This is a genomic window from Streptomyces sp. CB02261 (assembly GCF_001905665.1).
Classification (GTDB): domain Bacteria; phylum Actinomycetota; class Actinomycetes; order Streptomycetales; family Streptomycetaceae; genus Streptomyces.
Map to the genome: position 1 here is coordinate 114,789 of NZ_LIVX01000006.1, position 13,347 is coordinate 128,135.

General features: G+C 70.0%; 12 protein-coding genes and 1 pseudogene. 1 reads left to right on the top strand and 12 read right to left on the bottom strand.

What is annotated here, in order from left to right; all coding sequences use genetic code 11:
• Positions 1–97 precede the first annotated feature (97 nt).
• From AMK29_RS20840 to AMK29_RS20860, 6 genes and pseudogenes are all read right to left on the bottom strand, one after another.
• Entirely contained in the window at positions 98–574 is a 477-nt protein-coding gene (locus tag AMK29_RS20840; protein WP_079197053.1) for a hypothetical protein, read from the bottom strand.
• Positions 575–846: 272 nt separating this feature from the next.
• The gene (locus tag AMK29_RS20845) at positions 847–1,980 is read right to left on the bottom strand and encodes an FG-GAP repeat domain-containing protein (protein WP_241845592.1); all 1,134 of its coding nucleotides are present in this window, start codon (positions 1,978–1,980) and stop codon (positions 847–849) included.
• 40 nt (positions 1,981–2,020) lie between these two features.
• Positions 2,021–2,125 (bottom strand): annotated as a pseudogene (locus tag AMK29_RS37325) (enoyl-CoA hydratase); the annotation flags it as partial.
• Positions 2,126–2,154: 29 nt separating this feature from the next.
• Positions 2,155–3,198, bottom strand: coding sequence for a hypothetical protein (locus tag AMK29_RS20850; protein WP_073815091.1), 1,044 nt, complete (start codon positions 3,196–3,198; stop codon positions 2,155–2,157).
• A gap of 435 nt (positions 3,199–3,633) precedes the next feature.
• Positions 3,634–4,401: a hypothetical protein gene (locus AMK29_RS20855; protein ID WP_073815093.1), complete on the bottom strand. Its 768-nt coding sequence runs from the start codon at positions 4,399–4,401 to the stop codon at positions 3,634–3,636.
• Between the two features lie 474 nt (positions 4,402–4,875).
• Entirely contained in the window at positions 4,876–5,775 is a 900-nt protein-coding gene (locus AMK29_RS20860; RefSeq protein ID WP_073815096.1) for an NAD-dependent protein deacetylase, read from the bottom strand.
• Positions 5,776–6,103: 328 nt separating this feature from the next.
• Here AMK29_RS20860 and AMK29_RS20865 point away from each other — a divergent pair, with 328 nt between their 5' ends.
• The gene (locus tag AMK29_RS20865) at positions 6,104–6,343 is read left to right on the top strand and encodes a hypothetical protein (RefSeq protein WP_073815098.1); all 240 of its coding nucleotides are present in this window, start codon (positions 6,104–6,106) and stop codon (positions 6,341–6,343) included.
• Between the two features lie 258 nt (positions 6,344–6,601).
• On the opposite strand, the gene AMK29_RS20870 is transcribed toward AMK29_RS20865, so the two are convergent.
• From AMK29_RS20870 to AMK29_RS20895, 6 genes are all read right to left on the bottom strand, one after another.
• Positions 6,602–7,024, bottom strand: a complete 423-nt coding sequence (locus tag AMK29_RS20870; RefSeq protein WP_073815100.1) for a YjbQ family protein — start codon at positions 7,022–7,024, stop codon at positions 6,602–6,604.
• A complete protein-coding gene (locus AMK29_RS20875; RefSeq protein ID WP_338012737.1) occupies positions 7,021–7,878 on the bottom strand; it encodes a glycosyltransferase in 858 nt (285 codons plus the stop codon). Before AMK29_RS20875 ends, AMK29_RS20870 begins: the two co-directional genes overlap by 4 nt.
• A 115-nt stretch (positions 7,879–7,993) precedes the next feature.
• Positions 7,994–9,445 carry an RNB domain-containing ribonuclease gene (locus AMK29_RS20880; protein ID WP_073815105.1) on the bottom strand — a complete coding sequence of 484 codons (1,452 nt, stop codon included), beginning with the start codon at positions 9,443–9,445 and terminating at the stop codon, positions 7,994–7,996.
• Between the two features lie 324 nt (positions 9,446–9,769).
• The gene (locus AMK29_RS20885; protein WP_241845594.1) at positions 9,770–11,227 is read right to left on the bottom strand and encodes a TerD family protein; all 1,458 of its coding nucleotides are present in this window, start codon (positions 11,225–11,227) and stop codon (positions 9,770–9,772) included.
• Positions 11,228–11,636: 409 nt separating this feature from the next.
• Positions 11,637–12,164 carry a DinB family protein gene (locus tag AMK29_RS20890; RefSeq protein WP_073815111.1) on the bottom strand — a complete coding sequence of 176 codons (528 nt, stop codon included), beginning with the start codon at positions 12,162–12,164 and terminating at the stop codon, positions 11,637–11,639.
• Between the two features lie 246 nt (positions 12,165–12,410).
• On the bottom strand, positions 12,411–13,328 hold the full coding sequence (locus AMK29_RS20895; RefSeq protein ID WP_073815807.1) for an NADP-dependent oxidoreductase: 918 nt from the start codon (positions 13,326–13,328) through the stop codon (positions 12,411–12,413).
• Between the last annotated feature and the right edge of the window lie 19 nt (positions 13,329–13,347).

Here is a 13,347-nt window from a genome sequence, read left to right on the forward strand (position 1 = left end):
CACCGCGCTGTCGCTACGCGCCTCGGCGAACTCGCCGTCCGCTACGGGGCGATCGTCCTTGTCGCCGCCATCGACGAGTGCCTCTGCTCCTCGGGCGTCACGCGGGGGGATCCACGTTCCACGCCGCGGGCAGATCGCTGCCGCAGAAGACACAGACGAAGTCGTCCTCACGCACGATGTTGTGCTCCTGGCAGTCGGGGCACCGTCGGAACACCACCTGGTGCGTGAAGCCGGAAGGCCGCCGGAGTTCTACGGCGTCGAGAGAACGGGCGACCTCCGACCAGGAGCTGACATCCGGGCAGTACCGGGTGGACTGGTTGCTGACCTCGCTCACGGTCCACCGGTCTGCCTCGTGCGCGAAGCTGATCTCGCCTGCGCTCAGAACCATGCCTCCGGCGGCGCAGGCCACGTGCTCGCTGCGCCGTGGCGCCAAGCGAAGCACACCGTCCGTACCGACCACGAAGGCGAACGGTTCGGTCAGGTCCGCCGCCGATTGCTCCGCGATCCAGCCACCGAAGTCACTCGCCGAGGCGATCCGACGCCCGCCGTCACCAGACCGGACAGCAGCCTTCAGCTCGACCGGTCCTACATATCGATAACTCCGTCCCCACCCAGTCACGTCAGCCAATCTAGAGCGCCTCCGACATGCGCAGCGGGGGGACGGCCGACCTGGCGGCTTCCCCGGCAGCCCACGCCGCCGGGGAAGCTAAGGGGCCCCATTGCCGTCGGCGCGGCAAAGGCGCCGCGCCGACGCCGACTCTGAGGGCGGTGGTGATAGCGGCCCGCTGGTGGCGTCGGACCGTCCGGAGCGGGTTCACGGATGGTCCCCTGGAGAGGACGGTTCGGTCAGGCGAGGCTGGAGTAGGCGGTGCCCTCGCCCGGGCCGTCGTAGAGCCGCGTGCTCACTCGGGTGAAGGGCGTCTCCCAGCCGCCGGTCGCGCGGTAGAGGTAGGTGCCCTCGGCGCCGTAGCCGATCAGGTCGGGGCGGCCGTCGCCGTCCACGTCGCCGGCGCCGACGAGCTGGCTGAACATGTTCCAGCCGCCGCCGATGCGAGTGCGCGGTGCGAAGGTCCCGTCACCCTTGCCGAGGTGCAGCCACAGCACGCCGGAGGTGTCGCGGGCGACGAGGTCGCCGGCGGCGCCGCCGGCGATGTTCCCCACGGCGGTGATCTGGTTGTAGACGCCCCAGCCGCCCCCGAGACTCACCCGGGTGGCGTAGGGCTTTGCCCAGTCGCCGGTGCCCTTGTAGAGCCACGCGGTCCCGCTGCCGTCGGTCGCGACCAGGTCGGGCCTGCCGTCGCCGGTGAGATCGGAGCCACCCGTGATCTTGTTGTAGACCTGCCAGCCGTAGCCGACCTTCGTCCGGGGCGCGAAGGTGCCGTCGCCCTTGGCCAGGTGGCTCCACAGGTCGCCGTTGGCGTCGAGCCCGACGACGTCGCCGTGCGCGGCGCCGCCGATGTTGCCGACCGCCTCGATGTGCTTGTACGTCTGCCAGCCACCGCCGACAGCCGACCGGCCGGCCGACTTGTACTGCCCGTCCACCGGCCCGTCGAACAGGTCATCCCGCCACAGCGTGCCCGAGGAGTCCCGCGCGAGCAGGTCGGTCGATCCGTTGTCGTTGTAGTCGTGCGGGTTGGCCTGCCGGGTGACCTGGAACGTGCCGGAGGCGCGCGCGGCGCTGCCGATGCCGCCCGGGATGGCGACGAAGTGCCAGGTGTAGGCGCCGTTCGGAGCGCCGACGCCGTCGATGACGCCGTTCCACTCCATGACCGGATTCAGGGGGCGGTCGTCCGGGCCGGGCAAGGTGATCTTCTTGCCGGTGGCCACGTGCGTCAGCGTCACCATCGCGAAGGCCGAGCGCGAGATCGTCCACTCCCACCGCACCTTGGTACCCGGCTGCTGGAGGTCCACCGTCGTGGGAACCTTCGAGTCCAGGACGGTGACAGCGAAGTTGCGGCCCGTGCTCGCGACCTCGGTCACCACGGGGACGCTGCCCTGGACGCCGTCGAACAGCCGGTCCGGCGGCGAGGTCGTACCAGCCCTGGACGGCGAGGGCGTTGACGGGTGGGAAGTCGACGGTGACGACGGCGACGCCCTCGTCGGGGACGGAGGTGGAGACACCCATGAGGAGATCAGCTACCTTTCCACCAAACGTTACAGGCCATCGATGTCGTTCTTGACGCCACGCACGTGCACAGCGCCGTCCGGGGCGTGGGCGACGCTGGAGAAGCGCTCCAGCAACTTGTACGGCTGGGAGTCGGTCTTGTAGAGGTCCACGGCGTACAGCGGGTTGATCGAGTTGTCGGCCGCCTGGCCCGGGTCGCCGTACAGCAGCACGTCACCGACGATGCCGACGATCACGGCCTTCTGGCTGGAACTGTCGAGCCGGATCTCCTTGGGGAGCTTGCCGACCCTGTCGACGATGATCCTGTTGCCCTCGGCACGGGCCTCGACCCGGGCGATGTAGTCGTGGGTGAGGGCGCCGGAACCGTCCGTCACCAGCTTGCCGGTGTCCGTCTCGTGCTGGAGAGGCAGGCCATGGACGAAGTCGGCCAGCGCCAGCGAGTCCTGGTTGCGGAAGGTCACTCCCGACTCGTACCGGGTGGTGACCAGGACGAGCGCCTTGTTGCCTGCGGACGCGACGACCTTGAAGCTCAGGTGGTTGCCGGCCCCGGAGAGCTTGATCTTCCTGGTCTGCTCGCCGTTCGGGGTGTACAGCCACAGGTCGTGGTAGTTCCCTGCTCCAGGGACCTGTACGAACAGGTCCCTGCCGATCACACCGACCAGCTTGGCCCCGGCGGCGAACTCGGTGGCGAGGTCGACCGTGACGGGCGAGGCGGCGGGGGCCGTCATGTCCCGGACGGTGACCGCGCTGCCGCCTTCGCCCGTGACGACGAAGTCGGACGTGCTGTCGTAGCCGACACTGGCGCCGCTGACCGGCTCCACCGACCCGTCTGCCTTCCGCCACTCCAGGACGGTCTTGCCGTCGGAGTCCTCGCGGGACGTGAGATAGCCGGTGTCACCGACGCTGATGATGTCGGTGTCGACCGGCAGCGTCGCCACGTCGGCGGCCTCGGCACCGGGCGCGGGCACGGCGGCGACGGCCGGGACGGTGACGAGGGTCCCCGTCACGGCCGTGACCGTGGACAGGGTGAGAACCGCCGCGGCGAGCCGTCGGCCCGAGATGTGGTGCTTCACGTGTGCAGTGACCTTCCGAAGGTTGTTTCCTGAGGGAGCGGACGCGGGGGGGGCGTCCGCGCACACGGATGTGCGTGCGGCCGCTGGGTGTCCCCGCGCCGGGCAGAGCGTGCCCTTTCCTGCCACGTGCTTCGGAGTGCGCGTCCGTGAGGGCGCGGCACGGCAGGTCTCACGCGCTGTCGCCGACGTCGCCGTCTGCGACCACGCGAGTCCGCCGGAGGCGGCAGGAACGGTACGCCTGCCCGTGCGCACCGCCCGGTACGACTCCCCAGCCGCGCGGACGGTTTGTACGGGAAATCGAATCGTCTTCTGGTCGGCTTTCCCGCACCTCTTCAAGGGGGCGTTCCTGCGCGCAGAACTTGCTGCCCTCGTGGTCGGTGCATCGGTCGGTGCATCGGGACGCCCGGCTCGTCCGGTGTACGGCCCGCTCCGGGGCTACGAGCGACCGCGCACCTTCCGGAGGATCTCCTCGCGGAGCCTCGCGCGATCTGAGTCCCTTCGGAAGCGCATGCCTTTCTGCCTCTCCACTGTTTCAGCCAGCCTCCTGGCCTGACCCTGGTCGAGTTGGTCGGCCATCTGCACCGCGAGCAGCATGGCGTGGTACTGCTCGAAGGGGGTGCGCGGGTGCCTGATGGAGGCGAGGGTGGCTTCGAAGTTCCGGAGTTCAGGCCTGGCCTGCATCATGGCCAAGGCCGTGATGCGCTCCTCGTCCGTACCTTCCCGCAGCCAGCGCGCGACCTCGGCCGACTCGAAGGACTTCTCCTGCGCCAAGCTGCGCGCACGGGCGATCACCTCTTCCAGAGCCCGGGTGCGTGCGGCACCGGGGGGCATCGATCCGCGCACTGAGCCGTAGTCGGTGGCGATGGGTCCCGCAGCGTCCAGCAGTGTCCTCGCCTCCGCACGCAACTGATGCGCCGTGGCGATGTCGCCCAGACGTTCGGACTCCTCCGCCAGTGCGAACCTCTCCGCCGCGACGGCGCGAAGCCTCAGGGTGGCCCCTCCGAACTCAAGGCTCTCGACAAGACTGCCCAGGAGGGCGAGGAGAAGAAGGACGCCTCCGAAGACGATCAATGCGGCCGCACCGGTGCCGTTCTGGGTCGCGAAGACCGCAAAGGTCCCCAGTCCGAATGACCCCGCGCCGATAAGAGCGGTGAGCATGCGCAACGCCGGTGTGAACCAGACGGTCGCGGCTCTCGCCTTCACGGCCTCTCCACTTCTCTCTGGGGTGATGGGTCTGAAACTATCTGCGAACCAGGGCATACCAGGCACTCGGGGCTTCGTGTTGGGGTGAAGCGCAACCTGGACGGGCGCTCGTGCCGGCTTCTGACTGCAGGGCTTCCTGCGAGTGGGAAGCCCAGGGCGGGTGCCTCCCGTTCCACGGTCCATGCCACGCTGACGCGGCCCGCTCGGCGCTCGCTTGCTTGTCAGAGCTCGTAGCGGTGTCCGCAGCTCGGGGCCATGGTCTTGCCCCGGCCGGTGTGTAGCGGGTGCCGGGGCTGGCACAGGTGACGCTGGGGTCGTCGAACTCGGCCCACCACTTCTCGTCACCTGGAGGAGGCGTGGCGATTGCGCTTTCGACGCCCGTATCCGTACAGGGGGGTACGACCAAGGCTCAGCCTTCTGCGAGCCCCTGGAGAGACGGGGACCCCGCCTGCTCACGCATGGCTCCGTCGCCCTTCAGGACGGTTCATCACTGTCGACGGGTACGCCGAGTCGGGCGGCGATGCCGGTGAGGGCTGGGCCCAGCGGGAGTGCGACCCGGGTGAGGGCGTGCCGGTCGCCACGCGTCGGGTCCCGGTTGATGATCAGTACGGGGGTTCGGTCCTGGGCTGCCTGACGGACGAATCGGAGCCCTGACATCACCGTCAGGGAAGAACCCAGGACCAGCAGCGAGGTCGCGGCCCGGACCAGCTGGCGGCAGTCCTCGACCCTTTGTGGTGGGACGGCTTCGCCGAAGAACACCACGTCCGGTTTGAGGATGCCGCCGCAGAGCGCGCAGGGCACCACACGAAAGTCTCCGACCTGTTCGTCGCTGAGGTCGGCGTCACCGTCCGGATTGATCTCCGCCGGCATCGGCTCGAAGCCCGTGTTGGCCTCCTGGAGGCGACGGGCCAGTTCGCGGCGCGGGGTGAAGGCGCCGCAGGAGAGGCAGACGACGCGGGCCAGACTCCCGTGGAGTTCCACCACGTGTTCGCTCCCGGCGGCCTGGTGCAGGCCGTCGACGTTCTGGGTGATCACGCCTGACAGCAGACCGTGGCGCTCGAAGGCGGCCACGGCCCGGTGTCCGGCGTTGGGCAGCGCGCGGCCGAAGGTCCGCCAGCCGAGGTGGCTACGCGCCCAGTAACGCCGACGGGCCTGAACACTGCTGGTGAATTCCTGGTAGGTCATGGGGGTGTGCCGACTGAGGCTCCCGCCCTCACCACGGTAGTCGGGGATGCCCGACTCCGTGGAGATGCCCGCACCACTGAGCACCAGCACACCGCCGGCGCTCAAGGCATCGACGACTGGTTCCGGGTCCGTGGTGCCCGGCTCCGGGTCCTCGGCGGAACTCCAGCTCAAGGTGGGACGCATGCGCATGGTGCCAGGGTACGGAAACGGGGACGAATACCTTCGGCCCTTCGAGGCGGTCCCGCCCCGCTGTCCGATGCCTCGTGCAGCAGCCCCACGCCCCGCCGGGACGGCCATGACGTTGTGACGCTCACAACCGACTGCAGACAGCACAAGGCCACGAACGCACTCATGGACCTGGCGCAGACCCCCCGACCTGATCACGCTCTACAACGGGCGCGGCGGAGCGGTCATCGCGAGCCTGGGGTGGGCGGCCCGATGGCTCGAGGGAGAGCCGGCCTTCGATGCTCGTGGGCTCACTGGCGAGAATATTCGAACACATGCTCTAATCGAATGTATGAGGCATGCACGATTCCCCGACGACCTCGTCAGCGCCCAGGCGGCATGGACGCGAACGTACGAGGAGCTCGCCCGCCCCCGTGCCCCTGGGAGCGCGGGCATCACCACCCTGCGCAGGCGGCTCATCCGGCTCTCCGCACGGGTGTATTGCCACCCCTACTGGACGCGGTCGCAGCCGGGTGCCGGACGGGCCGACCTGCTCCGCGCCGTTCGACACGAACACGAGGAGGCGGCCTGACCGACGTGGGCGAGGACAGCGCGATCGGGCGCGTCCGATGCCTTCCCGACACCACCCCGGAGGGGTATCGCCCCGTCCCGGACCTGTTCGGCACCTTCGCCGCCGCGATGGAGCCGCCCGGCCCATCGAGCCCTCGCTCAGCTGCGGGGCGCCGGTACGTCCGGACGACCCGGCCCAAGGGGACACCCTGGTCAGCGAAGCCCGGTCCGCCAAGGCGAGTGGGAGGGCCCTCGCCGACGCGTGGCAGGCGTCGCGCCCCTACCTCAGGAAGCTCAACCGCACCTGGCGGTGGGCGTTGTCCTTGTTCGTGTCCACCAGGCAAACCGACTGCCAGGTACCAAGGGCCAGTTCGCCGTTGATCACGGGCAGTGTCGCGTGGGGTGGGACGATGGCCGGCAGCACGTGGTCGCGGCCGTGGCCTCGGCTTCCATGGCGGTGCTGCCAGCGTTCGTCGGCGGGGAGCAGGTGGTGAAGGGCTGTCAGCAGGTCGCCGTCGCTCCCCGCTCCTGTTTCGATGAGCGCGACACCCATGGTCGCGTGTGGCGCGAAGACGTTCAGGAGGCCGTCACCGCCCTCCGCCACGTCCGCCAGAAAGGACGCACACTCCTGGGTCAGGTCGTAGACCGTCTCTGAGACTCCGGTGGTGATGTCCAGGGTGCGGGTGGTGAATCCGTGGCTCATGCCTCCATGATGACCGACGCCGCAGGAGCCTTCCACATGATGGTGAGTCGGTGGGCGGACGGACGACGCGGCATACGCCGGCGGGACTGGTTGAGCCAGGCGCCGAAGCGATCTTCCAGTCGGTCGAGTCGACGCACCCCGTAGCGGGCGACAAGGCATCCAGCTCTCGGTGCAACCGAAAGCACATCGTGTTCCCCCCGCATGCGCTCATTCAAGCCGCGCAACGGCTGTGCCAGGCGTTCCAGTGCGGTGTGCACGTGTCGCGCGCCGTCCTCCAGGGCGAGGTCCGTGGCGAGCCGGCGGGCGCGGGTACCCAGCTCCGGGGTGCGCGTCGCGGTGACGATGGCTTCGGACAGCCGTTGCGCGGTCAGACGCTGGTAGCGCAGCGGGGGCGGGGACACACCCAGGGCGTGGAGGCGCGCCGCCCAGAAGTGCTGGTCGAGCTGGACCGGGACCGCGATGGCGGGGACTCCGGCGCGGATCCCGGCCGCGGTGGTTCCGGCGCCGGCGTGGTGGACGACGGCGGCGGCTTTTGTGAACAGCCAGGCGTGCGGCACCTCTTGTACGGTGATCAGGTCGTCCCCCTCGCCCCGGAGGCCGCTCCAGCCGGACTGAATGATGCCGCGTACCCTCGCGCGCCGGAAGGCGTCGGCGAGGAGGGTGCTGAGCCGTTCGGCGTCCGCGGCGACGAAGCTGCCGAAGCCGGCGAAGACCGGGGGCGGACCTGCGGCGAGGATTCGCCGTGCTCGCCGTGGCTCTGACGACGGGAGTGTTGCCCTGGTGGCGCACCTGGTGGACGACCTCACGCGATCGACCCACCGTCTCTCCGACGACGTCACCCTCGTCGTACTCACCCGAACCTGCCCCCCGCGGCCCGAGCGAGACGCGTCGAGCCGGGAGGACCGGCCCGTGCTCCGCGCGGACCGCCCGGCCCGCGCGAGGCGACGGGCCGCTACACCGTACGGGCCGCTACACCGTACGGAAGAGGATCTTGTTCCTGCCGGAGAAGAGGGGGTCGGCCCGGATGAGTTTGGCCTGGACGCACGCGCCGAGTTCGAGCTTGGCGCCGGACGTGATCCTGCCCATCACGGCGGGTTCGGCCAGGTGCACCGTGCCCTCCTTCGGCTTGCCGTCCTCCGCGTCGGTGTTGATGACCGTGCCGCCGAAGACCTCGTCCACCCGGTTGCCCAGCACCGCGGCCTCCACGAGGTCCACCGCCCGCCGATCCGCCAGCTTTCCCTTCCCCCGCGCCATGTCGCACGGCAGGCAGTACAGGGCGTCGAGCACCCAGGGCGGCGGGTCCTGGCCGGCGCACGCGGCCACGCACAGCTCACCGGTGTACCGGTCGATCAAGCGCCGCAACGGGGCCGTGCAGTAGGCGTACGGGGCCGCGATCGCCGCGTGGCCCGTGTGCTCCGGGATCTGGTGGTCGCGGAAGGTGGTGTACTCCGCCTTGAGCAACATGGCGATGGCCTCGCTGAGGAAGGCCATGTGCTTCTGGTCCGCCGGATTGAGGGAGTTGACGAGCGTGGCGTACGGGACTCCGGGCTTCCATTCGATGCCCAGGAGCTTCGCGATGTCGTGCACGCGCCGAACCACGTTCTGGTCGGCCTGCTCCTTCTGGGTCCTGAGGATGCCGGTACCGCTCTCCAGCATGATCTGGGCCGCGGCCATACCGGTCATGAGGGAGATCTGCTCGTTCCAGCCCTCCACGGGCAGTGCCGCCACGTAGCTCAGCCGGAACAGTCCGTCCTTCAGGGTGACCTCTTGGTCCGGCAGGTTCACCGAAACCCCACCGCGCGCGGCTTCGACCGCTTCCCGCAGCGTGCCGATCTCGCGCAGCAGGGCGACGGACTCCTCGGCCGTCCCGGCCTCGATGTCCTGCTGGACCCCCGCGTAGTTGAGCTTGGCCAGGCTGCGGACCCTGGCCCGGCTGACGGTCGAGTCGATCACGTTGCCGTCGGCGTCGAGGTCGTGCTGCCACAGCAGAGCGGGGACGACCTGGTTGGGCAGCAGGCTGGCCGGTCCCTCGGAGATCGAGGGCGGGTGCAGGGGCACCTTGAGGTCGGGGAAGTACAGCGTCTCGATCCGGTCGTGGGCCTCAGCGTCCAGCGGGCCACCAGGCTTGACGAAGGCCGCCACGTCGGCGATCGCGTAGTGCACGCGGTATCCGCCACCGGGCCGCCGCTCCAGGTGCATGGCCTGGTCGAGGTCCTTCGAGGTCGGTGGGTCGATCGTGAACAACGGCAGGTGGGTGGCGTCCTTGTGGGGCAGCTGGACCTCGTCCACGGCGTCCTCGGCCGCTTGGAGCACATGCGCGGGAAACTCCGTGGGGGCCTTCAGCTCCGCCCGGAGCTGCTGCAGGGCCTCGCGCAAGTGGTCCTGGGCGTCGCGGGACATGTGCATCTGGCGGCGTCGCATGTCCCGAGCGTAGGACGGCGACCACGGAGCGGCGCGGGGAGTGGTCCGGGCGGGGGAAGGGAGCAGCGACCGGAGGCAGCCATGTCCCCGGGACGCGGGGCAGTACGTCCCGGCCTCGGCCGGGGTGCATCCGAAGGCCTCCCCGCCCGGGCGGGGAGCGAGCCGCTCGCAGTGTCCGCGCGCCCCACCGGCGCGAGCCGACCGCCGTTGTTCCGACGTGCTGTTGTTCTTGCGTGCTCACCGCACCGGGTGATCACCGAGCCGTCGTCGCAGAAGCCGCGCCACCGCCCTGAACCGTCGAGACAACCATGGCGCTGGACAGGCCTAGCGGCGCCATATCCTTCCCGCCCCTCGGCTCGGCTCGCGCTGCTCGGCCGGGTCGAGGGTGAGTTCCCACCGGTGCCTGCTCTTGTCGATGGTGACCAGGAGGGGGCCGCTGGGGAGGGCGACCTTCTCCCGGACCCGGCGACCGTTCCACTCGTACACGAGGCGCTTGGCAGGACGCCGCAGGTCACTGGGGGTGTCGCCCCAGTGGTAGTGCATTTGGAACCAGCCCTTGTGGGGGTCGTCCGCCCGTACCTTCAGCTCGGCCGCGGGGCCGGTGCGGACGAAGACTTCCCGGCCGCTGCCCTCGATGGTGCCGAAATCCAGCGGCAAGGCCGCCGACAAGGGCAGGACGGTGAGCTGCCACGCCCCGGAGTTGCGTACCTTCAGCGTCACAGGGCCGCCCTTGCGGTTGGGCACCATCAGGGTTCGGCCGTAGTGATCGGGCAGGTCGGACATGAAGAGGTCGTCCTCGCGGCCGGGCATCTTGACGGAGATGTAGTTGTACTCCTCCGTCCGCGCCTCCAGGATCACCGGCTCCCCGTTCGGCGGAAACGGCAGGTCCACCGTGATCGTCTTCGCGCCCTTGCCACGGTAGACGCGCGGCTCGAACGCGAAGAAGTCGGCCGCCCAGGACGGGGCCTCGGAGGAGGTGCCGTCGGCCGGCGACCCGGCGGCGTACGCGGGCACGGACCCGGCGGGCGCGGGAACGGGCGATGCGGCTGCGGTGGAGTACGTCGCGGGTACGCCCGCCGGGCCGGGCCCGAGCGACGCCCCGTCCGCCCTGTACGCATCCGGCCCCGGCACCGACAGCGCCCCGGGAGCCACCGCCCCGGAGTCCGTCTTCGCCACTCCGGCAAGCGGCGCCGGACCTGACCCCGAGGACACGGCCGACGCCGGGGGGACCACCAGCTCCGGTCCGGACACCGCCGTCACCGCCCCCGCGCCGCCGACGTCCTGCGCCAGGCCTGCGAGCCCGGACTCGTAGCCCTGCCCCACCGCGCGGAACCGCCACGCCCCGTCTCGCCGGTACAGCTCACCGAGGACGAACGCGGTCTCGGCGGTGGCGTCCGTGACCGCGTAGTGGGCGACGATGGTTCCGTCGGGCGTGCTCAACTGGGCGTAGAGACCGTGGACCTGACCGAAGGTCCCGTCCGTGCAGGATCCGGCTATCAGTACGCGCTGGACGTCGGGTTCGACGCGGGGCAGGTCCAGCTCCAGCCATTCGGCGAGCTGTCCGGCGCCCTCCCCGGTGCCGACGTGCCGTACGGCGGCCGACGGGTGGACAGGCCGGTGGTGAAAGACGACGTCGGCGTCGCCGCGCACCGCGCCGGCCGCGTCCAGCAGTAGGGCAGCGGCTGACACCGTAGGCGCCCCCGGCACCCACTGCCGCCCCACGGCGACACGCAGCGGGACGGCGGGAACGGGCGTGTTCGCGCCCTTGATCATGTGCGTCATACGGCACATGGTGACAGCGGAGAAGACACCCGGTGAAGATCTCCGGCACGGAACATGAGGTTCCATCAAGGAAGTTCGTCACAGCGACCTTCCGACGCGGCGACCGGTCCCCGTAGGCAGCGCTCCTGCCCTCTCCGCCACCGTGTTGGCCCCGTGGTTACCGCGTCGCACAGCAGTCCCTATCCGCCGCCCGCAACACCACTGTCCCGCCCAGCCCGAGGCTTCACGTGGAGCTTCCAGACATCCAGTGGTCCAGCTGAGGCGTACCTGCACCCGGACGGCACGTGCCTCTACATCGATGCCGCCCTCGCCGAAGCTGCCCACGTCGCTTGTCTGTTCCGGGGCCATGTGCCTGATTCGATCGAAGTGATCTTCTGCGATGAGGAGTATTGCCGGGCCCGTCAAGCGATCACCGTCGATCCGTGGTGCTGGATCCGTCGAGCGATTCCCTGATGATGTCCGCGTGCCCTGCGTGCTGGGCGGTCTCCCTGATCAGATGCAGCAGGATCCGGCGCGCCGACCAGTGGACCGTCTCCGGCGGGGACCACGGCGTGCTGGGGAGCGGCACGCTTCGGTCCAGGTCCCGCAGGTCGGACACGGCCTGTGCGGTCGTCCGTGCCGCGGCCACGTACTGTTCGAGAAGCCCGGCGAGCGTGTCGCCGTCGGCCATACGGTACTGCCCCATGTCCAGCATGCCCTCGGGCAGCTTCCCATTCCCCGTGGTCATGATCTGCATCCACACCTGCTCGCCGCGCGTGAGGTGCTTGACGATGCCCCCGAGGGTGAGGTCGCTCGCGGTTGCACGCTGCGCGGCCTGGGCGTCGGTGATGCCGCGGACCGTGATCAGCAGCAACTCCCGCTGCTCCGAGAGCGCATGCAGCGGCTCACCGCGTTCGCCTTGAAGGACGGGGGTCGGGTCTTGCGTCGCGTCCGTCATGAGCAGACCGTAGAAGGCATATAGGCCAGTAGGTGTCCTCGATCACTCGGCATCGCCGCCTCACAGTCGAAGAGCGGCGGGCGGGGTGGGCGGCTGCCGTGGGCCGCGCCCCGCGGCCTTGATCGACCCAGCGACCGCGCGTTTGACGCTCCCACCGACGCCGGGCGATTCTGGCGTCGGTGGGGCGTTGACCAGTACGGGACCGCCGGCGCCGTTCGTCCGGATCGTCGGGCGAACGGCACCTGCTCAGATTTCGATGACGATCTTCCCTGCGGTATGGCCCTCCTGGCTGAGCTCGAAGGCCGCTCCGAGTTCGGAGAGCGGGAACGTCGCCGCGACATCGACCGAGAGCCGGCCTTCGTCCGACAGCCGGCCCAGAGCCTCGAGGTCCTCCCCCGACGGCCTGACCCACATCCACTGACCGCCCGCACCGAGCACGGCGTGGTCGGCGATGGACGCATGCCGCCCACCCTCGGCCAGGACGGCCAGTGTGGTCTCGAGGACCCCGCCCACGAAGTCGGCGACGACGGTGACTCCGTCCGGAGCCAGCGCACGGACCCGTTCTGTCAGCCCGTCCCCGTACGTGACGGGCTCGCAGCCGAGGCCGCGCAACCGGTCGTGGTTCCGCGGGGAGGCGGTGCCGATCACCCGCGCGCCGAGGGCGTGGGCGAGCTGGACGCCGAAGGACCCCACACCGCCGGCCGCGCCGTGCACGAGGACGGTGTCGTCGGCGGAGGTGTCCAGACGCGTGAGGAGTTGGTGAGCGGTGAGGCCTGCCAGCGGCAGTCCGGCGGCCTGCGCCCAGTTCAACGAGGCGGGCTTGGCGGCGAGAGCGCGTACGGGCACGCTCACGTACTCCGCGAAGGTGCCGCCGTGCACGTAGTCCTTGCGGGCGTAGGCCATCACCTCGTCACCGACCGCGAACTCGGGCACGTCGATGCCGAGCCGCTCGACGGTGCCGCTGACGTCCCAGCCCGGGACCGCCGGGTAGACAACGTCCATCAGGCTGTCGAGCCCGCCCGCCATGATCTTCCAGTCGACCGGGTTGACCGCCGCGCACCGGACCTTGACGAGGACCTCCCCAGGAGCGACCTTCGGCAGCGGCAGCCGGGTCTCGCGGAGCACCTCTGTGCCCCCGTAGGTTTCGTACGCCATGGCCCTCATGGTGTCCTCGGGCATCCCT